The following is a 19,322-nucleotide window of genomic DNA, read 5'->3' on the forward strand; positions in this document are numbered from 1 at the left end:
GCTTCGCCAAGATCTCAGTGGGCGCTCTGGGGCTGCCGCTGCGCACCTCTCCCCCGCGGGGAGAGGTCGGAGGGCGTTAGCCCTCCGGGTGACGGAATTTGCGGGGTCCGCCGCTCTCGCCTCCCTCCTCATGACCGGCGCCGCGGCGGCCCAGGTGCGGGGCGCCGAAACCTTCGGGCCGCGGCCGTTCGGCGTGCTGCTCGGCGACGTGTTCACGCTCAAGACCTACGTCGACGTCGACGCGGGATTCCAGCTCGACCCGTCGTCGCTGCCGAAGGTCGGCCCGGTCTCCTACTCGCTCGACCTGCGCAGGATCGACGTCACGGACGGGGCCGCGCCCAACGGCGGCGTCCGCTACCAGATCACGGCCGAGTACCAGACCTTCTACTCCGCGCTGGAGACGAAGGAGGAGACGGTGCCGCCCTTCACGCTCGCCTTCGCCGACGGCGGGGGCAAGCGCGCGGAGGTCCAGGCCGGGCGCTGGAGCTACCTCACGTCGCCGCTCCGTCCGATCGCCAGCGTTTCGGGCGAACAGCAGTATGGGCTCCGGCCCGACGCGGAGCCGCATGCCATCAGCTTGCGCCGCGCCCAGATCCTCACAGGGCTCGCCGGCGGCGCGACGCTGTTTGCGCTGGCGCTGCTCGCCTGGAGCCGGGCGTGGCCGCCCTTCCACCGCAGGCCGGCGCGCCCCTTCGCGACCGCCGCCCGCGCGGTGCGCAAGGCCGCCGGCGCGGGCGAAGCCGGCTGGCGCGCCGCGGCGCTCGCGCTCCACCGCGCCTTCGACGCAGCCGCCGGCAAGCGGCTGTTCGGCGACGACGTGGCGGCCTTTCTCAAGACGCGGCCGGCCTTCGCGCGCCACGAGGCGGCGATCGCCGCCTTCTTCGACGCCTCGCGCCGCGCCTTCTTCGGCGAGGGGGCGAACGCCGCCGCGGCGCTGCCGCCGGAGCAGCTGACCCGGCTCGCCCGCGACCTCGCCCAAGCCGAGCGCGCCACATGACGGGGCTGGGCTTCGACCACCCCTGGGCCCTTCTGCTGCTGCCGCTCGCGCTGCTGCCGTTCCTGGTTTCGCCGCTGCGGCTGTCGGGCGTGCCGTCCTCCGAGGTCGCGCCGGAGGACACGCTGTCGCGCGTGGTCGGCGCCGGGCTCGTCGCCTTCGGGGCGCTGGCGATCACGCTGCTCGTCCTCGGCCTGTCGGGCCTCCACCGCCGGGACCATGTGGTGGAGCGCACCGGCGTCGGCGCCAACATCGTGCTTCTGATCGACCGCTCGTCGAGCATGGACTCGACCTTCGCCAACCGACGCCCAGACGGGGCCGAGGAGTCAAAGTCGGTTGCCGCGCGCCGCCTGCTGACCGACTTCGCCGCCCGCCGCCCCGCCGACCGGGTCGCCGTCGCCGCCTTCTCGACGGCGCCGATGCTGGTGATCCCGATGACCGACAAGCACGACGCCGTGCGCGCCGCGATCGGCGCCATCGACCGGCCCGGCCTCGCCCACACCGACGTCGGCCGCGGCCTCTCGCTCGCCTTCTCGATGTTCGACGAGACCTCGACCGAGACCTCCCGCGCCATCGTGCTCGTGTCCGACGGCGCGGCGGTGATCGACCGCCGCGTGCAGGACGCGCTGCGCGCCGCCGCCGCCCGCGATCCGATGCGGCTCTACTGGCTGTTCCTGCGCACCGCGGGCGCGCGCGGCATCACCGACCGCCCGCCCCCCGGCGACCCGGACAGCCCGCAGACCTATCCCGAGCGCCACCTCGACATCTTCTTCAAGACGCTCGGCCTGCCCTACCGCTCGTTCGAGGCGCGCAGCGCCGCCGAGGTGTCCGACGCCATCCGCGAGATCGACCAGCTCGAGCAGCGGCCCACGCTCTATTCCGAGACCATCCCGCGGCGGGATCTGGACTGGCTGTGCTACTGGGCCGCCGCCGGCGCGCTGCTGCTGCTGCTCGGCGCCAAGCTCAGCGAGCGCCGACTGGAGGACTGGGAGGGGGAGGCCATTCGGACCGCCACGTCGCCTCTGCGTCATGCCCGCGCCTTCTCGCGGGCATCCACGACTTCGGCGTCGAGCTCGAAGGAAAAAGTCGTGGATGCCCGCGCGGGCGGGCATGACGGCGCGCGTGTCCCGAATGGAGCGACGTCGGTTCGGAGGGCGGCGTCGTGACGCTCGGAACGCTCAAGAGCGCGCTCCCCCCTGCCCTTCTGCTCGCGGCGCTGGTCGCGCTCGGGGTCGCTGGCTGGCGGCTCCATGAACTCCGGCAGGAGCGGGCGGTCATCCAGGCGCTGGCTGAGAACCACGACGTCCAGCCGGCGGACGACGCCAGCGGCGCCGTGCTTTTCGCGCGCGCCCATTACCTGCTGATCCGCAACCGGATCGACGAGGCGCAGGGGTTTTCCGGCCGCATCGCCGAGCGCGGCGGGCCGGAGCTTGCGGCGCGGTTCCACTACGACGTCGGCAACGCCCGCGTGCGCCGGGCGCTCGCCGCCATGGACGCCAGCAAGATCGACCAGGCGATCCCGGAGGTGCGGCTCGCCAAGGACGCCTACCGCGAAGCCCTGCACGCCGACGCCGAGCTGTGGGACGCCCGTTACAACCTCGACGTCGCGATGCGGCTTGTGCGCGACTTCCCCGAGCTCGAGAGCGGCGAGGAGGAAGAGGTGAAGGCCCAGCCGAAGAAGCTCTGGACCGACCTGCCGGGCCTGCCGCGGGGGCTGCCATGACGCGGCGGAGCCGGCGGCCGGACTGGCGCACGCTCGCGCTCGGCGCCGCGCTCGCGCTCGGCGTCGTCGCGGCGCTGCAGCCGGAGGCGGAGGCCGAGCGCCCGACCTACGACGTGGTCGCCTTCGTCGACATCACCGGCAGCATGAACGCGCGCGACTACCGCGACGCCAGCGGCCGGCCGCAGAGCCGGCTGGAGGCGGTGAAGACGCGGCTCTCGACCGCGGTCGGGCGGCTGCCCTGCGGCTCCAGGATGGGGCTCGGCGTGTTCACCGAGCGGCGGGTGTTCCTGCTGTTCGAGCCCATGGACGTGTGCCGGAACTACGGCGCCATCGCCGGCGCGATCGCAGGGCTCGATTGGCGCATGGGGTGGGAGGGCGACAGCCGGGTGGCCTCCGCCGTGTTCGCGGCGCTCGACATGCTGGCGCCGATGAACGCCGACATCGTGTTCCTGACCGACGGCCAGGAGGCGCCGCCCATGCGCGCCGACATGCCGCTCGAATACGCGGGCGAGAAGGACAAGGTGAAGGGGCTACTCGTCGGCGTCGGCGGGACCGAACTCGTGCCCATCCCGAAGCACGACGATTTCGGCCGCGAGACCGGGTTCTACGCCATGGAGGACGTGCCGCAGGCCTCGCGCCTCGGGCCGCCGCCCACCGGCGCCGAAAACCTTCCCGGCTACAACGCCCGCAACGCCCCCTTCGGCGAGATGCCGGCCGGCGAAGAGCACCTCACCTCCGTGCGGGAGGTCTACCTCCGCGATCTCGGCCGAATGACCGGGCTCGGCTACGCCCGGCTCGACCAGCCCGACGCGCTGGCCCAGGCGATCGCCGCCAACGCCCGGCCGCGGCCGGTCGCGGTCGCCGTCGATCTCTCGCCCCTTCCCGCCGCGGCGGCGCTTCTCGCGCTCGTCGCGCTCTACGGCGTTCCGCCGCTCGCCCGGTTCGGGCGACGGCGCGCGCCGCCTCATGCCTCCAGGAGTTTCAACTGATGCTGTCACGCAGGACCGCCGTCGCCGCACTCGCCTTGATTCTGGCGGCGCCCGCCTATGCGCATGGCCCGACGCCCCAGAAGGTCGATCAGAGCGTCACGGTGAAGGCCGATCCCGCCAAGGTCTGGGCGCTCGTGAAGGACTTCGGCGCGATCCAGTCCTGGCACCCAGGCGTCGAGAAGAGCTCGGCCACGGGCGCCGCCGCCGGCGCCGAGCGCACGCTCGCGCTCAAGGGCAAGCCCGGCGAGATCGTGGAAGGGCTCGACGAGGTCGACGAGGCCAAGAAGAGCATCTCCTACCGCCTGTCCGGCGAGGCCGGCGAGACCCTGCCGGTGAGCTCCTACTCCGCCGCGATGATCGTGACGGCGAAGGACGGCGGCGCCGAGGTGAAGTGGGAGGGCCGCTTCTACCGCGCCGACACCTCGAACGAGCCACCGGAGGGCAAGGACGACCAAGCCGCGGTCGACGCCATGACCGCCTTCTTCAAGACCGGCCTTGAGGGGCTGAAGGCTAAGGTCGAGGCGGGCGGATGATCGCTCCGCGCGCCCTGCTCCGCGCCGCCGCCGTCGCGCTCGCTCTCTCGGGCGGGGCCGCGGGAGCCGCCGCGGCGGACGTCCCCGTGCTCGCGGTCGTCTCTCAGACGGCCGCGACGGTGACCTTCCTGCCGATGGCGCCGGGCGGCGAGAAGGGCGAGGAGGTCAAGATCGGCGAGGCCCCCGCCGCGATCGGCGTCGGGCCGGACGGCCGCTCGCTCTACGTCACGCATCCCGATCTCGGCCGGGTCACCCTGCTGGACGCCGTCACCCGGCGGATCACCTCGATCTTCCAGGTGAAGGGCCAGCCCTTCGGCGTCGCCGCCACCGACGAGCACCTCTACGTCTCGGACTGGAGCCGCAACAGGGTCCACCGGCTCGACGTCGCCACCGGCGCCTTGACCGGCGAGGTCGAGGTCGGCAAGTCGCCGGCGGCGCTCGTGATGACCAAGTCGGGTGCCCGCGCCTATGTGGCGAACCGCGAGAGCGACAGCGTGAGCATCGTCGATCTCAAGACCATGACCGCGACCGGCGAGATCAAGGTCGGCCGAGCGCCCTTCGCGCTGGCGCTGGCGCCGGACGAGCGCCGGCTCTACGTGGCGAACGTCCAGAGCGGCGATCTCTCGGTGATCGACCTCGAAAGCGGACAGGAGCTGAAGCGCGTCCCGGTCGGCCGCATGCCCTACGGCGTCGCGCCGACGCCGGACGGGACGCAGGTGGCCGTGACGAACCAGCAGGACGGCGCCGTAGCGCTGGTCGACGTCAAGACCTTCGAGGTGAGGGCCAAGGTCAAAGTCGGCCAGTACCCGGAAGGAATCTGGCTCGCGCCGGACGCGAAGACCGCGGCGGTCGCGAACTGGTTCGACGACTCGGTCTCCCTGATCAATCTTGCGACCGCCAAGGAGCTCGGCCGGGTGACCGTGCCCGCCGGCCCGCGCTACCTTGCGGCGCTCGCACCATGAGGCGCGCCGCTTCGCGCCTCGCGAAGCGGCTCTGCGCGGCGCTCGCCGCGTCGCTTTTCGGACTGGCCGCCGCTGCGGCGGCCCCGCTCGCCTGCCAGGGGACCGATCTCGTCGGAAAGATCCGCGACGAGGACCCCGCGGCTTTCGCGCGCTTCGAGGCGGCGGGGCGCAAGACGCGCGACGCCGAGGGCCTGCTGTGGCGGGTGGAAAAGGAGGGCGCCGCGCCGTCCCACCTGTTCGGCACCATCCATCTTTCCGACGAACGCCTGAAGCCCCTGGCCGCGCCGGTCACGGCCGCGCTCGCGTCGGCGAGCCTCGTGTTGATCGAGCCCCGCGAGATCGCCGACCCGCAGGCCGCCGCCATGGCCCGCGAGGTCGCCGGGCGGAGGGCGGTGCGCCCCGGCGGCGACGCGCTGTTCCGAGTGCCGGCAGGCGACCGCCTCGCCGTGATCAACCTGCTCGCCGCCCGCGGCGTCCCGGAAAACACCGCGCAGAAGCTGGAGCCGTGGTTCCTCGCCATGCTCGCCGCCGCCCCGAGCTGCGAGATCGCCCGCATCGACGAAGGGATGCTGAACGTCGATCAGTTGGTGGTCGAGGCCGCGCGGGCGAAGGGCATTGGGGTCGAGGGGCTTGAGGACGTCGATGAGCAGATGGCGACGCTCGCCGCCGTGCCGGAGGCGCTCGCGGTGAGGGTGCTGGTGGACGCCGCGCGGCTCGGCCCCGGCTTCGCCGACTGGATCGAGACCATGGTCAATCTCTACCGCGACCGCCGCATGGGCTTTCTCGCCGCGGCCGTGCGCGACGCCGACCTCGGCGGCCCGCGCATGCGCACCCAGTACGACTACCTTGAGGCGCTGCTCGGCGAGCGCAACGCCCGCATGCACGAGCGCTCCCGCTCCGCCTTCGCCGCCGGCGGCGCCTTCATGGCGGTCGGCGCGCTGCACCTCGCGGGCGACGACGGCCTCGTCGAGCGTCTCCGCCGCGACGGCTACCGGGTCACGCGGGCCTGGTGAGGGGCGGTTGGAGCCGTCGTGCGCGAAACGAGACGCAGCTTTCGAGGCCGCTCCCCAGCATGAAGAGGTTTGAGACAGGAAGGCCAACGGCCAAGATCCCCCCATGCTGAGGAGGCTCGAAGGGCCGTCTCGAAGCACGCACCACCTCGTCGCTGCTCACATCCGCGCGCCCACCGCCGCCAACACCGCTCGCGTCACCTCCTCGGCGTAGGCGGAGGGCGGCTGGGGCAGCCGTCTGTAGAGCCGGAAGATCGCAGGCTGCACCACGAGGCCGAGCGCTAGCGCGCTGACCAGCGCCACCTCGCCCTGCGCGACCTCGCCCCGCGCCATGGCGTCGGCGAGCGTGCGGGCGAGCGCGGCCACCACGTTCTCGGGCGCGTCCGCGGCCATGCCGCCGAGGTGGTCGTGCTGGGTCACGAGCACATAGGCGAAGGCGTCGGGGTCGGCGTCGAAGGCCGCGTAGAAGAAGCGCACCAGCGCGGCGGCCGTCTCGGGAAACGGCCGGGCCTGCGCCCGGATCTCCTCGACGCCCGCCGCGAAACCGCCGTAGCGCGACAGGAACAGCGCGCGGGCCAATTCCTCCTTGGAGGCGAAGTGGCGGTAGAGCGCGCCCTCGGTCACGCCCACGGCCTTCGCGATGTCGCGGGTGGAGGTCCCGTCGACCCCCTTCTCCGCGAACAGCGCGAGCGCCGCCGCCTCGATCCGGGCGCGGGTGTCGGCCGCGCGGTTCATGCCGCGTCCTCCGCAGGCTCCGCGGCCAGCGCCTTCACCGCCACGTAGTCGGTCTTGCCGGAGCCGAGCAGCGGCAGCTTGCCGAGCGCGCGGATCTCGGCCGGCGCCGCCAAGTCCGGCAGGCCGGCCTCGCGGACCGCCGCCTGCAAGGCGCGGCGGTCGGCGCCCCCTTGCGTCGTGAACAGCACCACGCGCTCGCCCTTCCGCGCGTCCGGCGCGGTGACGGCGGCGTGGGTGGCTTCAGGCCAGAGCGCGCGCGCGACGTCCTCCACGGCGCCGAGCGAGACCATCTCGCCTGCGATCTTGGCGAAGCGCTTGGCGCGGCCCTTGATCGCCACGAAGCCGTCGGCGTCGATCGCGACGATGTCGCCGGTGTCGTGCCAGCCGCCCGCTGGCGGCTCCAGCACGCCGGGGTTTTCGGCGCGGAGATACCCGGCCATCACGTTCGGCCCACGCACGTGCAGCCGCCCGCCTTCGGTCACGCCTTGGACCGTCTCCAACCGGTGCTCGATACCCGGCAGCAGCCGGCCCACCGTCCCGGCGCGGTTGAACATCGGCGTGTTGACCGCGACCACCGGAGAGCACTCGGTGACGCCGTAGCCCTCGAGGATGCGCAGCCCGAACTTCTCGCCCCAGACCTTGCGGGTCTCCGGCTTCACGGCTTCCGCGCCCGCCACCACGAAGCGCAGCGAGCGGAAGTCGTAGGGGTGGGCGGTGCGGGCGTAGCCGGCGAGGAAGGTGTCGGTGCCGAACAGCACGGTCGCGTTCGACGCGTAGACCATCTCCGGTACGATCCGGTAGTGCAGCGGCGAGGGGTAAAGGTAGGTGCGGACGCCCGAGACTAGCGGCAGAAGCAGGCCGCCCGTGAGCCCGAAGGCGTGGAACACCGGCAGCACGTTGAACACGGTGTCGGCCGGGCCAAAGTCGATGCTGGCCGCGACCTGCGCCACGTTCGAGAGCAGGTTGCGGTGGGTCAGCACGACGCCCTTCGGCGTCCCCTCGGAGCCCGAGGTGAACAGCACCGCGGCCGGCGCGCCGGGGTCGCCCGCAGGCGCCTTGCCGCTCGCGAGCAGGCCCTTCAGCCGGTCGAGCGCGCCGATGGTCGATCGGACGTCCTCGAGATAGACGAGCCGCGCGACCTCGCCCAGCGCCGCCTCCTCCTTCTGCAGCCGTCCCTTCTCGATGAAGGCGCGCGACGTCAGCACGAGCTTCACCTGCGCCGCCGCGCAGGCGGAGACCAGGTTCTTGGGGCCGGCCGAATAGTTCAGCATGGCCGGCACCCGGCCGGAGCGCGACAGGGCGAGCAGCGTGACGGCGACGCCCGCCGCGTTCGGCAGCAGCACGCCGACGGCCTCGCTCGACGTCGTCTGCGCGTCGAGCTTCGCCCCAAGCGCCGCGGCGCCGGCGAGCAGCTTGCGGTAGCTGAGCTTCGTTCCGAGCGCGTCCTCGACCGCGAGACGACCGAAGCCCTCCGCGCGGGCGGCGGCGACAACGGCGTCCGTCAGCGTGCGGTCCGTCGGCGTGGTGTCGAGGGCGGTCTTGGCCATCACGTCGGTCAGCGCGGCTCCGGCGGCGCGGCGGCGTTTGCGGCCGACGAGGTTCTTGTCCACCTCCAGCATGACGGGCGGAAGAATGGTCACGACCACCTTGGGGAACAGCCGCCTCCGGATCTGCCGCGAGGTGAGATAGGAGGCCGGCGAGCGGTCGAGGCCTTCGATCCGCACCGGGATCACCGGCGCCTCGGCCTTGTCGGCGATCAGCGCCGAGCCGTCGTAGATCTTCATCAGCGAGCCGGTGACGGTGATGCGCCCCTCTGGGAAGATCACCAGCCGGTTGCCCTCCTTCACGAGGTTGATCAGCGCGCGGGTCGCGAGCGGCTTGGTCGGGTCCATCGGGAAGGCGCGCACCATCTTGAGCAGCGGCCGCACCCACCAGCGAGTGGCGATGCCGCTGTCGATCGCGAAGACCGGATCGTCGGTCAGGAGCGACATCACCATGGGCGCGTCGAGCAGGCTGGTGTGGTTCACCGCGATGACCGCCTTGGGGCCGGCCTTCTCGAGGTTCTCCATGCCCCGGACCTCCACGCGGAACAGCAGTCCGAACAGCAGATGCACCGCGTCGCGCAGCAGCGAGCCGGGCAGCGTGCGCCCGAGCAACACGGCGGCGGCGAGGTTGGCGACGCCAAGCACGGCGAGGATCGCCGGGGTGGTCAGTCCCGCGGCCTGAAGGCCGAGCACTGCCAGCGAGGCCGCCACGATGAAGGCGGAGTTCAGCACGTTGTTGGCGGCGACCACGCGGGCGCGGCGCTCTTCGCCCGCCTCCGCCTGCAGAAAGGCGAAGGCCGGCACCACGAACAGGCCGCCGGCGGCTGCGAACAGCACGAGGTCGGCCATGATCCGCCAGTTCGCCGGCGTCTCGAGGAAGGCGAACCAGCCGAGCCGGGGGTCCGCCGCGCTCGCGCCGAAGGTCGCGAGCGACAGGTCGAGCGCGGCGAGACCGATCAGCACGCCCGCGACCGGCGTCAGCGCGAGCAGGATGCGCCGGCCGCTGAGGCGCGCCGCGACCAGAGAGCCCGCGGCGATGCCGACCGTGAACAGCACGAGGAAAAGCGTGACGACGCTCTCCTGGCCGCCCACCACGTCCTTCACCAGCGGCGGGATCAGCGCGAGCGTGACCGCGCCCACCGCCCAGAACCAGCTGACCGCGACCGAGGCGATCCACGCCCGCGGCTGGCGCTTCAACTCGCCCAGCAGCCGGAACGTGCTCTTGAAGACGTTGCGCTCGATCGCGAGATCCGGCGCGCGCTCGCCTGTCGGCGGGATCAGCGTCGCGCAGGCGTAGGCCGCGGCGGAGACCAGGAGCGTCGTCGCGGCGATCGCCCAGGGGCTCGCCTCGGCGATCATGACGCCGCCGCCCACCGTGCCGGCGAGGATCGCGAGGAAGGTCGCGGTCTCGATCAGCGCGTTGCCCGAGACCAACTCCTCGCGCGTCAGGTGGTCCGGCAGCACGCCGTACTTCACCGGCCCGAACAGGGCGGAGAGCACGCCCGTCAGGAACAGCGCGACGAACAGCAGGGGCGTCGAGGCGAGGATGAAGCCGAGGCCCGCGATCGCGGCCACGACGATCTCCGCGAGCTTGGTGCGCCGGGCGACCAGCGCCTTGTCGTAGCGGTCCGCAAGCTCGCCGCCGAGGGCCGAGACGAGGAAGAACGGCAGGATGAACAGCGCGCCGGCGAGCGTGACCAGCATCGGCCCGCCCGAGCCGCCGACATGGAACAGCAGCAGGATCGCGAGCGCGTTCTTTACGAAGTTGTCGTTGAACGCAGCGAACAGCTGGCACCAGAACAGCGGCGCGAAGCGGCGGGTGCGGAGCAGCGAGAGCAGCATGGGACGCCCCTAGGAAGGAATGTATGTAAACATTCACTCACAATTCGGGGGCCGTCAAGGGCCGGGACGCTCCGGCGCCGCGGCGGCCGCCGATCGTCTGACGAAGACGCCGGCCGGAAACGATTGTGCATCTTGAGCCGGAGCGGTAAGGACGCGCCTTCGCCGTACGATCCCACGTTTCCAGCGCGCGATGTCTTGCGCGCCCGAAGTCGAAAGCCTCCGCCCGTGACGTCGTCGCCCGCTCCCAGGAACTCCCCCGCCCGCGTGCTGTTCGCGAGCCTGATCGGCACGACGATCGAATTCTTCGACTTCTACATCTACGCGACCGCCGCGGTGCTGGTGTTCCCGAAGCTGTTCTTCCCGACCAGCGACCCGACCTCCGCCGTGCTGCAGTCGTTCGCGACCTTCGCCATCGCCTTCTTCGCGCGGCCCGTGGGCGCGGCGATCTTCGGCCACTTCGGCGACCGCATCGGCCGCAAGGCGACGCTCGTCGCGGCGCTGATGCTGATGGGCCTCTCCACCGTCGCGATCGGCCTGCTGCCGACCTACGCGGCGATCGGCGTGGCGGCCCCGCTGCTGCTCGCGGTCTGCCGGCTCGGCCAGGGCCTCGGCCTCGGCGGCGAATGGGGCGGCGCGGTGCTGCTCGCGACCGAAAACGCCCCTCCCGGAAAGGCCGCCTGGTACGGCATGTTCCCGCAGCTCGGCGCGCCGATCGGCTTCATCTGCTCGGCCGCGAGCTTCCTCGCGCTCGACGCGTTCCTCACCGACGAGCAGTTCTTCTCGTTCGGCTGGCGCATCCCCTTCGTCGCGAGCGCGCTGCTGGTGTTCGTCGGGCTCTACGTGCGGCTCAAGATTCACGAGACGCCGGCGTTCCAGAAGGCGCTCGACAGCCATGAGCGCGTGCGCGTGCCGATGCTGACGGTGCTGAAGAACCATACCGGCACGCTGATCCTCGGCACGGTCGGCGCCACCGCGACCTTCACGATCTTCTACCTGATGACCGTGTTCGCGCTGAGCTGGGGCACCTCGGAGCTCCACTTCACCCGCGGAGCCTTCCTGCCGCTTCAGATGATCGGCATGGTGGTGTTCGCCCTCACCATCCCCCTCGCGGCCAAGATCGCGGACCGCGTCGGCCGCGACGTCGCGCTGATCGCGGCGACGGTCGCCATCTTCCTGTTCGGCTTCGCCTTCGAGCCGCTGTTCACCGAGGGCCACGTGCTGACGGTGACGCTGTTCCTGTCGATCGGCCTCGGGCTGATGGGCTGCACCTACGGGCCGCTGGGCGCCGCCCTGGCGGAGCTGTTCCCGACGGCCGTGCGCTACACCGGCGCCTCGCTGACCTTCAACCTCGCCGGCATCCTCGGCGCCTCGCCCGCGCCTTACGTCGCGACCTACCTCGCCAAGACCTATGGATTGGCTGCGGTCGGTTGGTACCTGTCGGCGATGGCGGCGCTGACCGGCCTCGCGCTTATCGCGGTCGCCCGGCGCGCCCGCCGCGGCGCGGCCGCGCTCGCCGCCGACGCCGCCTCGCTCGCGCGCTGAGCCGCCGTTTCAGCCCTCCAGACGGCCGGGGGCTCCGAACGCCGCCTCGATCGAGCGGAGGTGGCGCTGGGAGACGGGCGCGACCAGACCGTTCGCGAGCCTGAGCCGCCCGGCGCGGCCCGCGCGTTCGAAGCCCTCGACGCTGTCGGCCGCGACCCACCATGATCGGTGCGACTGGACGCCGACGGTGGGCGCCGTCTCCTTCATCGCGTCGCCCAGACGCATCAGGACCAGCGCCGAACCGCGGGTGGTGTGGACCCGCACGTAATGGTCCTCCATTTCCAGGCAGACGATCGGCCCCCGGAGATTGGCGGGCAGCCGGTCGGTCAGCGGGCTCCACAGAGCAACGGACGCCGGCGCCTCTTCGGAGGTGATCGACAAGGCGTCGGGCGCGGCCCGCGGCGCCGAGATCTGCGGAAGCGGGCTCCACTCACCGTCCGTCACGCGCGGCGCGACGGCGGGCGCCGCGGGCGGCTTCAGGATTCCGTCCGCGAGGATCAGCACGCCGAGACCGACCAGCGCGATCTTCCAGTACATGTCGAGGAGTTCGTCGACCGTCGCCTCAAACCCGCTGAGCGCGGAGGTCGCGGGGGCGGTGACCAGAAGCATTGGCAGCGACGCCGCGCACGCCACGAGCGCGCGCCGGCGCCAGACGCCGCCCTCGCGGTAAGCGCGCAGTCCGCGGAGCGGCAGCTCCACGAGCGACGCCGCCAGGAACCAGCAAGCCAGCAGGCCCGCCCAGTAGCCGAGCGCCGCCAGGAACGGCGATTCGTCGGTGCTGAAGGGACCGATCACCGCGAAAGCGACCCCTAACGCCATCGCGAGGGCGAGCTCGACCGCCCTCTGCCGCAACCAGTCATCCATCGGAATCGTCGCGCATTCACGCATCGTGAACGTGCCCCCGTCTGGTTTTCCAACACCTTCACGAAGCGATCGGCGTTTTGGCGAAACGACGCTCGCACGCCACCGAACGCCGGATCATAGCCCTCTGGTCGCCCGGTCCGGTCGGCGGCGGAAGAGGTAGCGTGATGAAACCACTGCTGACGTGTTCGAGTTTAGCGGCGATTCTGGCCGGGATCTGGGCGCCGACGGCGCACGGCGCAGATATTTCGACCGAGCCTGCGGCCGAGGTCGCCCCTGTTCCGAATGAACGCGTCTTTTCGGCGTTCCTCGCGGCTGGCGCCGCCTTCGTTCCGGAGTACGAGGGCTCCGACAGCTACGACATCAAGCCGTTCGCGATCGCCAACCTGACCTGGCGCGGCGTCGAACTTCAGGTCCGGGGAACGCAGGCGCGGCTCGACGTCTTGGCCGACAGCCCGTGGGACGTTGGACCGATCGTAAGATATCGGGGCAAGCGCGACGACGACGTGTCCGGCCCCGTGAAGCGGCTGGACGAGATCGACGCCGCCGTGGAGGCGGGCGGCTTCGTCGGCTACCGGTTCGGCGGCGACGCCAAGGGCCAGGGCGAGATCGGCCTCGAGGCCTCGTTCGTGCACGACGTCTCGAACGCGCACGACGGCTTCCTCATCACGGCCGGGGTGTCCTACGCCGCGCTCCGCTGGGGCCCCGCCTACGTCAACGTCGACGCGCAGACGACCTACGGCAGCAAGTCGTTCAACCGCACCTATTTCGGCGTCTCGCAATCGGAATCCGCCGCGTCGGGACTGCGCGCCTACCGTCCGGACGCCGGCTTCAAGGACCTCAGCGCCGGCGTGACCGCCGGCTACCAGTTCACCGAAAGCTGGGGCGTGCTCGCGCGGGCGGGCGTCACCCGCTACGTCGGCGACGCGGCGGACAGTCCGATCGTCAAGGACGGATCGAAGACCTCCGGGCTTCTCGGGCTTGCCGTGTCCTACCGGTACTGAACCGATGGCGGCGTCGTCCGAGCCCTGAGCGGCTCCGACGCCTCCGAGAGGATCGGGCGGGCGTGGTCCGCGCCCCGCGTCCCCCACGGCCGCGCGCCGCCCGATCGCCCGACGGCCGCCGAACCTTCGGCAGCCGTCGGAGCGGAAAAGCGCCCTCCCAACCGGCTCAGCCGGGCGGAGGAGTCTTTGGCTCGAACGGGCAAAGGTCCGCGATCAGGCAGCGGTAACACTCGGGCTTCCGGGCCTTGCAGACGTAGCGGCCATGCAGGATCAGCCAGTGGTGGGCGTGCCGGCGGTAGACGTCGGGCACGGCGGCCTCGAGCCCCAGTTCGACCTCGAGCGGCGTCTTGCCAGGCGCGAGCTGGGTGCGGTTGCCGACGCGGAACAGATGGGTGTCGACCGCGATTGTCGGCTCCCCGAAGGCGGTGTTCATCACGACGTTCGCGGTTTTGCGCCCCACCCCCGGCAAAAGCTCCAGCGCGGCGCGCGACGGCGGCACCGCCCCGCCGTGCTCGGCGATCAGGCGCTCGGACAGCGCGATGACGTTCTTCGCCTTGGCGCGGAACAGGCCGATGGTGCGGATGTGCTCGCGCACCCGCTCCTCGCCGAGCGCGACCATGGCCTCGGGCGTCGCGGCCTCGGCGAAGAGCCGGCGCGTCGCCTTGTTGACGCCAACGTCGGTCGCCTGCGCGGACAGCACCACGGCGACGAGCAGCGTGTAGGGGTCGACGTACTCCAGCTCGCCCTTGGGCTCGGGATCTTGCGCGTGGAAGCGGCGGAAGATTTCTTCGACGACGTCCGGGGGCAGGCGTTTCGCGCGCCGCGGCTTCGTCGTCTTCGCGCGAGCGACCTTGGCGACGCCGACCTTGGCGACGCCGGCTTTGGCCCGCGGCCTGGCCGGAGCGGCCTCGGGGGCGGGGTTCTGAGAGGCGGCGGCGGGCGGCTGGCGGGGCGGCATCCCCGCGTTATACTGAAGCCATGACGCCGGACGCCAGACCGCAGCGCGCGGTCGAAGACCCGGTCTTCGACGCCGAGATCACGCCGCACCGCTCCCTTGGTCCGCGCGGCTTCGCGATCCTCATGGCCGCGTTCGGGACGGCGTCGCTTCTGCTCAGCATCCCGTTTTTCCTGATCGGCGCCTGGCCGGTGGTGGGCTTCTTCGGCCTCGACGTGGCGCTGCTGTGGCTCACCTTCCGCATCAGTTTCGCGGAGGGGCGCGCCTGCGAGAGGATCGTGCTCACCTACCTCGAGCTCGTTATCCGTCGCGTCACTCCCAAAGGGGTCGCCCAGGAGTGGCGGTTCAATCCGTCCTGGGTCCGGCTCGAGAGCGAGACTGACGCTGACTTCGGCATGACGCGGCTGGCGGTGCGCTCGCGTGACGCGTCGATCGACGTCGCCCGGGCGCTGTCGCCGCACGAGCGGGCCGAGTTCGCCGACGCCTTCGGCGCGGCGCTCGCCGCCGCCAAGGCCGGTCCCCGGTTCGCCGACGAGCGCTGAGCCTGCGCCGGGTTTCCCCAGCCGGCCCACTCTCGCCGCGTCACCAGATCCGCGTGACCATGAAGCCCGAGCTTCGGATCATCTCCACCAGACCGTTCGGTCCCGGCAGGTGAAGCGCGCCAACCGCGAGAAAGGCGTCGCCCTCGGCGATGATCGGCAGCGCCCGCTGCAGCATGGTGACGTTGCGGCGGGTGATGAAGGCGGACAGGAAGTCGGCGTAGCCGTCGGCGTCGAACATCCCGGCCCAGGCCGGCCCGCGCATGGCGAGGAGATAACCGATCCGCCGGGTCTGGTAGAGGCCGGAGATCGTGCTCTCGATGTCTTCCGGGCGCGTGTTCCGCTCGGCGGCGTCCCGCAGCATCCGGAGGGCGACGCCGTCCGGCACCGAGGCCAGCGCGTCGACCTGCTCGATCGGCGTCTCCAGCGCCACCACCTCGGCGCCCTGCTCGTGCGCCATCCGCTCGATCCGCGCGTCGGCGGTCTCGGGGTCGGACCGCTGGATCGGCGCAGCGCAGTTCGACCGGGACAGGGCGAGCGCAAGGTACCAAGGGTTCAGCTGGTTCGCGACCGAAGCGGGGATGCCGGCGCGGGCGATGCGCGCCTCGACCGCCGGGCGGACGTGCTCCGGCAGCAGACGCAGCGTGTCGCCGCCCGGGCGGAAGGAGCGATTGGCCACCAGCCGGCGCAACTCTGAGGCGACGCGCTTGGTGCTCGCGCCCGGCAGCTCGATCGCGACGATATGGGAGCGCGCGAGCGCCCGCAGCACGAGGTCGTCAAACTGCTTCGCCTGATCGTCGGACGAATGCATCGTGCCGAAGAGATAGGAGACCTTGGCGCCCGGCCGTTCGACGCGCCACAGCAGGCCCTGGCCGTTGACCACGCCGCGCGCCGCGTCTTCGAAGGTCTCGAAACCGGCGGGGTCGCTCGCCTGCAGCGACTTGACGAGATCGACCCCGGAGCACGGCTCGAGCTGGGTCGCGGCGCTTGTCAGCGCCTGGGCTGCGTCGCCGGAGCGTACGGAACCAACGTCCGGCGCGGTTCCACCGGCGCGTGCGGACGGCGCGAGGAGAGCCCCTGCGACAAGGACAAACGCGGCGATCGCGGCCCTCGCGCTGCGCGCCAGACCCGCCGAGCAAACCGAAACTTCGAGCCGAGCAGCCGAAGACGACGTCGCCATGAGGGTAGGATGGGGCGCCGGGCGCCCCACGCCAATCACTTCTTTGCTGGCGCAGACCAGCTCCGCCGTTTTCGACGGCCCTCGGCGCGCGGACGCCTTAGAGGCCGGCGCCGAGATCCTTCACCGACGCGATCGTCGAGTCGGCGTTCATGTCGTAGATGATCGGGGCGCCGGTGAAGAGCTCGCGCTGCAGCAGGGCGTCGGGCGTCAGGCGCTCGAGCACCATGATCAGCGCCCGCAGCGAGTTGCCATGGGCGGTGACCAGCGTCTGCTCGCCGTTCAGCACCCGTGGCAGGATCTCGGCGACGAAGTAGGGCAGCGTGCGGGCGACCGTGTCGCGCAGCGACTCGCCGCCGGGCGGCGGCACGTCGTAGGACCGGCGCCACATCAGAACCTTCTGCTCGCCCCAGGTCTTCCGAGCGTCGTCCTTGTTCAGGCCGGTCAGTTCGCCGTAGTCGCGCTCGTTCAGCGCGGCGTCCTCGATCACCGGCACGGAGCGGCCGCCGAGTTCGGCGAGAATGAGCTGATTGGTGCGCTGGGCGCGCTGGAGCTTCGAGGTGAAGGCGACGTCGAACGTCATGCCCGCCTCCTTCAGCCTCCGGCCCGCCGCGGTGGCCTCCGCGAGGCCGCGTTCGGTGAGCCCCGGATCCTTCCACCCGGTGAACAGATTCTTCAGGTTCCACTCGCTCTGGCCATGACGCACGAGCACGAGTCGACGTTGCATGCGAGAGAGCTCCTGGAGAAAGCCGGCCCGCCGAGCGGCGGGACCGCGGGAGGGCCGCTTGAGGCGTCGTGGGACCCTTTAGCGCACCCCTTCGACCTTTGCACGAAGCTTTCGCGCGGCTTCAGGCCTGCTGAAGGCCAAGCACGTCCGCCATGGAATAATGCCCCGGCTTGCGTCCGAAGCCCCACAGCGCGGCCTTCACGGCGCCACGGGCGAAAATCATGCGGTCTTCGGCGCGGTGGACCAGCTCCACACGCTCCCCCGCGCCCGCCAGGATCACGGTGTGCTCGCCCACGACCGAGCCGCCGCGCAGCGTGGCGAAGCCGATCGAGCCCTCGGTCCGCGGCCCGGTGTGGCCGTCGCGCACGCGCACCGAAGCCTCCTTCAGCGCGACCTCGCGGCCATCGGCCGCCGCTTCGCCCAGGAGCAGCGCCGTGCCGGACGGCGCGTCGACCTTGGCGCGGTGGTGCATCTCCAGCACCTCGATGTCCCACTCCGGACCGAGCGCCCGCGCGGCCTGGCGCACGAGGGCGGCGAGCAGGTTGACCCCGAGGCTCATGTTGCCCGAACGCACGATCGCCGCGTGGCGCGCGGCGGCGTCGAGGCGGTCGAGATCCGCCTCCGACAGGCCCGTGGTGCCGACCACATGGACGATCCGCGCCTGCGCCGCGAGTTCGGCGATGGCGACGGTGGCCGCCGGCGCGGTGAAGTCCACCACGCCGTCGGCATGGGCCACCAGCGGCAGGGGATCGTCGGTGACGGGCACGCCGATCGGGCCGAGCCCCGCCAGCTCGCCCGCATCCGCGCCGAGATGGGGCGAGCCCTCGCGCTCCAGCGCGCCGGCGAGCGTCACGCCCTCGATCTCGGCGATCGCCCGGCTCAACGCTCGGCCCATGCGGCCGGAGGCTCCGAGAACGATGAGGCGCATGTCGGTCACGGGCGGACTCCTCGGGCGGGACGGACGGCGGGGCGGCGGCGGCCGCTATAGCATCGCGGGCGGGCGTAGGCGACCGGGGCGCACGAGCTCTGTTGAATTGCTCTAATTCCAGACCTTTGAAATCTTCGCGACGTCGATTGACCGCCCGCCGCGGCGAGTCCTACCAGAGCCTTGCGCCGCTCCGTAGAGACGCGGCCTCGGGGGGACCGACGTCATGACCGCAACTTTCAAGGCCGCCGCCTTCGCCGCTTTCGCCTCGCTCGGGCTGGCTCTGCCGGCCGGCGCCGCGGAGGTGAACGTCTACACGACCCGCGAGCCCGGCTTGATCCAGCCTTTGCTGGACGCCTACGCCGAGAAGGCGGGCGTCAAGGTCAACACCGTCTTCGTCAAGGAGGGGCTCGCCGAGCGCGTGGCGGCGGAGGGCGCGAACTCTCCGGCCGACATCCTGATGACGGTCGACTTCGGCAATCTGATCGACCTCGTCGACCGCGGCCTGACGCAGCCGACGACGTCCGCCGCGATCGCGGCCGCGGTTCCCGCAAGCTTGCGCGACGCCGACGGCCAGTGGACCGCCCTCTCGCTCCGCGCTCGCGTGGTCTACGTCTCGAAGGACCGCCTGCCGGACCTCAAGGCGCTCGCCTACGAGGACCTCGCCGACCCGAAGTGGAAGGGCAAGGTCTGCATCCGCTCGGGCCAGCATCCCTACAACACCTCGCTGATCGCCGCGGTGATCGCGAAGGACGGCCGCGAGGCCGCGAAGTCCTGGCTGACGGGGCTCAAGGCGAACCTGGCCCGCAAGGCCAGCGGCGGCGACCGCGAGGGCGCCCGCGACGTCCTAGCGGGCCTTTGCGACGTGGCGATCGGCAATTCCTACTACGTCGGGCTGATGCGGTCCGGCAAAGGCGGCCCCGATCAGCAGAAGTGGGGCGAGGCGATCAACGTGGTGCTGCCGACTTTCGCCAAGGGCGGCGGCACCCATGTCAACGTCTCGGGCGCCGCGGTCGCCAAAAACGCGCCGAACAAGGAACAGGCCGTGAAGCTGCTCGAGTTCCTGGTCTCCGACGAGGCGCAGGGCCTCTACGCCAAGGCGAACTTCGAATACCCGGTGAAGCCCGGCGCGCCGGTCGATCCGATCCTCGCCTCCTTCGGTGAGCTGAAGGTCGACGACGCCTCGCTCGCGGAGATCTCGAAGAATCGCAAGGCCGCCTCCGCGCTGGTCGACGAGGTCGGCTTCGACGGCTGAGCCGG

Annotated in this window: 18 protein-coding genes; 11 read left to right on the forward strand and 7 right to left on the reverse strand. The window is 71.6% G+C overall.

The genetic code is table 11. The features are described 5' to 3' along the window. The first annotated feature begins 88 nt into the window (after positions 1-88). Genes METY_RS09960 through METY_RS09990 form a run of 7 tightly spaced genes read left to right on the forward strand, consistent with a single transcriptional unit; the run spans position 89 to position 6,214 of the window. Positions 89-997 carry a hypothetical protein gene (locus METY_RS09960; RefSeq protein WP_244593592.1) on the forward strand — a complete coding sequence of 303 codons (909 nt, stop codon included), beginning with the start codon at positions 89-91 and terminating at the stop codon, positions 995-997. Then, a complete protein-coding gene (locus METY_RS09965; RefSeq protein WP_244593593.1) occupies positions 994-2,160 on the forward strand; it encodes a vWA domain-containing protein in 1,167 nt (388 codons plus the stop codon). Before METY_RS09960 ends, METY_RS09965 begins: the two co-directional genes overlap by 4 nt. Continuing rightward, positions 2,157-2,717 (forward strand): hypothetical protein, encoded by a 561-nt coding sequence (locus METY_RS09970; RefSeq protein WP_103121234.1) that lies wholly within the window; start codon positions 2,157-2,159, stop codon positions 2,715-2,717. Before METY_RS09965 ends, METY_RS09970 begins: the two co-directional genes overlap by 4 nt. Then, entirely contained in the window at positions 2,714-3,706 is a 993-nt protein-coding gene (locus METY_RS09975; RefSeq protein WP_103121235.1) for a vWA domain-containing protein, read from the forward strand. Before METY_RS09970 ends, METY_RS09975 begins: the two co-directional genes overlap by 4 nt. Then, positions 3,706-4,239 carry an SRPBCC family protein gene (locus METY_RS09980; RefSeq protein WP_103121236.1) on the forward strand — a complete coding sequence of 178 codons (534 nt, stop codon included), beginning with the start codon at positions 3,706-3,708 and terminating at the stop codon, positions 4,237-4,239. The genes METY_RS09975 and METY_RS09980 overlap by 1 nt, the downstream gene beginning before the upstream one ends. After that, positions 4,236-5,201, forward strand: coding sequence for a YncE family protein (locus tag METY_RS09985; protein WP_103121237.1), 966 nt, complete (start codon positions 4,236-4,238; stop codon positions 5,199-5,201). Before METY_RS09980 ends, METY_RS09985 begins: the two co-directional genes overlap by 4 nt. Beyond that, positions 5,198-6,214: a TraB/GumN family protein gene (locus tag METY_RS09990; protein WP_103121238.1), complete on the forward strand. Its 1,017-nt coding sequence runs from the start codon at positions 5,198-5,200 to the stop codon at positions 6,212-6,214. The genes METY_RS09985 and METY_RS09990 overlap by 4 nt, the downstream gene beginning before the upstream one ends. Positions 6,215-6,370: 156 nt before the next feature. On the opposite strand, the gene METY_RS09995 is transcribed toward METY_RS09990, so the two are convergent. After that, a complete protein-coding gene (locus tag METY_RS09995; protein ID WP_103121239.1) occupies positions 6,371-6,946 on the reverse strand; it encodes a TetR/AcrR family transcriptional regulator in 576 nt (191 codons plus the stop codon). Next, the gene (locus METY_RS10000) at positions 6,943-10,332 is read right to left on the reverse strand and encodes an acyl-[ACP]--phospholipid O-acyltransferase (protein WP_103121240.1); all 3,390 of its coding nucleotides are present in this window, start codon (positions 10,330-10,332) and stop codon (positions 6,943-6,945) included. Before METY_RS10000 ends, METY_RS09995 begins: the two co-directional genes overlap by 4 nt. 225 nt (positions 10,333-10,557) lie before the next feature. Between METY_RS10000 and METY_RS10005 the strand changes: the two genes are divergently transcribed. Then, positions 10,558-11,874: an MFS transporter gene (locus METY_RS10005; protein WP_200819649.1), complete on the forward strand. Its 1,317-nt coding sequence runs from the start codon at positions 10,558-10,560 to the stop codon at positions 11,872-11,874. A gap of 9 nt (positions 11,875-11,883) precedes the next feature. Here METY_RS10005 and METY_RS10010 read toward each other — a convergent pair whose 3' ends face one another. Next, a complete protein-coding gene (locus METY_RS10010; protein WP_160147339.1) occupies positions 11,884-12,738 on the reverse strand; it encodes a LytTR family DNA-binding domain-containing protein in 855 nt (284 codons plus the stop codon). 164 nt (positions 12,739-12,902) lie between these two features. Here METY_RS10010 and METY_RS10015 point away from each other — a divergent pair, with 164 nt between their 5' ends. Continuing rightward, positions 12,903-13,739 (forward strand): MipA/OmpV family protein, encoded by an 837-nt coding sequence (locus tag METY_RS10015; RefSeq protein ID WP_103121243.1) that lies wholly within the window; start codon positions 12,903-12,905, stop codon positions 13,737-13,739. Positions 13,740-13,905: 166 nt separating this feature from the next. On the opposite strand, the gene nth is transcribed toward METY_RS10015, so the two are convergent. Continuing rightward, positions 13,906-14,697: an endonuclease III gene (gene nth, locus METY_RS10020; protein WP_103121244.1), complete on the reverse strand. Its 792-nt coding sequence runs from the start codon at positions 14,695-14,697 to the stop codon at positions 13,906-13,908. Positions 14,698-14,717: 20 nt separating this feature from the next. Here nth and METY_RS10025 point away from each other — a divergent pair, with 20 nt between their 5' ends. Continuing rightward, entirely contained in the window at positions 14,718-15,236 is a 519-nt protein-coding gene (locus tag METY_RS10025) for a DUF2244 domain-containing protein (protein WP_103121245.1), read from the forward strand. 40 nt (positions 15,237-15,276) lie between these two features. Here the strand turns inward: METY_RS10025 and METY_RS10030 are convergent, their stop codons facing one another. The 3 genes from METY_RS10030 to dapB all read right to left on the reverse strand — a co-directional run bounded on the left by METY_RS10030 (position 15,277) and on the right by dapB (position 18,065). Continuing rightward, the gene (locus tag METY_RS10030; protein ID WP_244593594.1) at positions 15,277-16,413 is read right to left on the reverse strand and encodes a TraB/GumN family protein; all 1,137 of its coding nucleotides are present in this window, start codon (positions 16,411-16,413) and stop codon (positions 15,277-15,279) included. Positions 16,414-16,510: 97 nt separating this feature from the next. Next, complete coding sequence (locus METY_RS10035; RefSeq protein ID WP_103121246.1) at positions 16,511-17,137, reverse strand: 2,3-bisphosphoglycerate-dependent phosphoglycerate mutase; 627 nt, start codon at positions 17,135-17,137, stop codon at positions 16,511-16,513. A 121-nt stretch (positions 17,138-17,258) separates the two neighbouring features. Further along, positions 17,259-18,065 carry a 4-hydroxy-tetrahydrodipicolinate reductase gene (dapB, locus tag METY_RS10040; protein ID WP_103121352.1) on the reverse strand — a complete coding sequence of 269 codons (807 nt, stop codon included), beginning with the start codon at positions 18,063-18,065 and terminating at the stop codon, positions 17,259-17,261. A gap of 223 nt (positions 18,066-18,288) precedes the next feature. Between dapB and METY_RS10045 the strand changes: the two genes are divergently transcribed. Continuing rightward, positions 18,289-19,317: an extracellular solute-binding protein gene (locus METY_RS10045; protein ID WP_103121247.1), complete on the forward strand. Its 1,029-nt coding sequence runs from the start codon at positions 18,289-18,291 to the stop codon at positions 19,315-19,317. Positions 19,318-19,322: the final 5 nt, after the last annotated feature.

The organism is Methylopila sp. Yamaguchi (genome assembly GCF_002897035.1).
GTDB lineage: Bacteria > Pseudomonadota > Alphaproteobacteria > Rhizobiales > Methylopilaceae > Methylopila.

Excerpts from the sequence above, each read along its gene's own strand:
- METY_RS09965 (WP_244593593.1), top strand. The coding sequence starts at position 994 with ATGACGGGGCTGGGCTTCGACCACCCCTGGGCCCTTCTGCTGCTGCCG.
- METY_RS09975 (WP_103121235.1), top strand. The coding sequence starts at position 2,714 with ATGACGCGGCGGAGCCGGCGGCCGGACTGGCGCACGCTCGCGCTCGGC.
- METY_RS09980 (WP_103121236.1), top strand. The coding sequence starts at position 3,706 with ATGCTGTCACGCAGGACCGCCGTCGCCGCACTCGCCTTGATTCTGGCG.
- METY_RS09985 (WP_103121237.1), top strand. The coding sequence starts at position 4,236 with ATGATCGCTCCGCGCGCCCTGCTCCGCGCCGCCGCCGTCGCGCTCGCT.
- METY_RS09990 (WP_103121238.1), top strand. The coding sequence starts at position 5,198 with ATGAGGCGCGCCGCTTCGCGCCTCGCGAAGCGGCTCTGCGCGGCGCTC.
- METY_RS09995 (WP_103121239.1), bottom strand. The coding sequence starts at position 6,946 with ATGAACCGCGCGGCCGACACCCGCGCCCGGATCGAGGCGGCGGCGCTC.
- METY_RS10000 (WP_103121240.1), bottom strand. The coding sequence starts at position 10,332 with ATGCTGCTCTCGCTGCTCCGCACCCGCCGCTTCGCGCCGCTGTTCTGG.
- METY_RS10010 (WP_160147339.1), bottom strand. The coding sequence starts at position 12,738 with ATGGATGACTGGTTGCGGCAGAGGGCGGTCGAGCTCGCCCTCGCGATG.
- METY_RS10015 (WP_103121243.1), top strand. The coding sequence starts at position 12,903 with ATGAAACCACTGCTGACGTGTTCGAGTTTAGCGGCGATTCTGGCCGGG.
- nth (WP_103121244.1), bottom strand. The coding sequence starts at position 14,697 with ATGCCGCCCCGCCAGCCGCCCGCCGCCGCCTCTCAGAACCCCGCCCCC.
- METY_RS10025 (WP_103121245.1), top strand. The coding sequence starts at position 14,718 with ATGACGCCGGACGCCAGACCGCAGCGCGCGGTCGAAGACCCGGTCTTC.
- METY_RS10030 (WP_244593594.1), bottom strand. The coding sequence starts at position 16,413 with ATGGCGACGTCGTCTTCGGCTGCTCGGCTCGAAGTTTCGGTTTGCTCG.
- METY_RS10035 (WP_103121246.1), bottom strand. The coding sequence starts at position 17,137 with ATGCAACGTCGACTCGTGCTCGTGCGTCATGGCCAGAGCGAGTGGAAC.
- dapB (WP_103121352.1), bottom strand. The coding sequence starts at position 18,065 with ATGCGCCTCATCGTTCTCGGAGCCTCCGGCCGCATGGGCCGAGCGTTG.
- METY_RS10045 (WP_103121247.1), top strand. The coding sequence starts at position 18,289 with ATGACCGCAACTTTCAAGGCCGCCGCCTTCGCCGCTTTCGCCTCGCTC.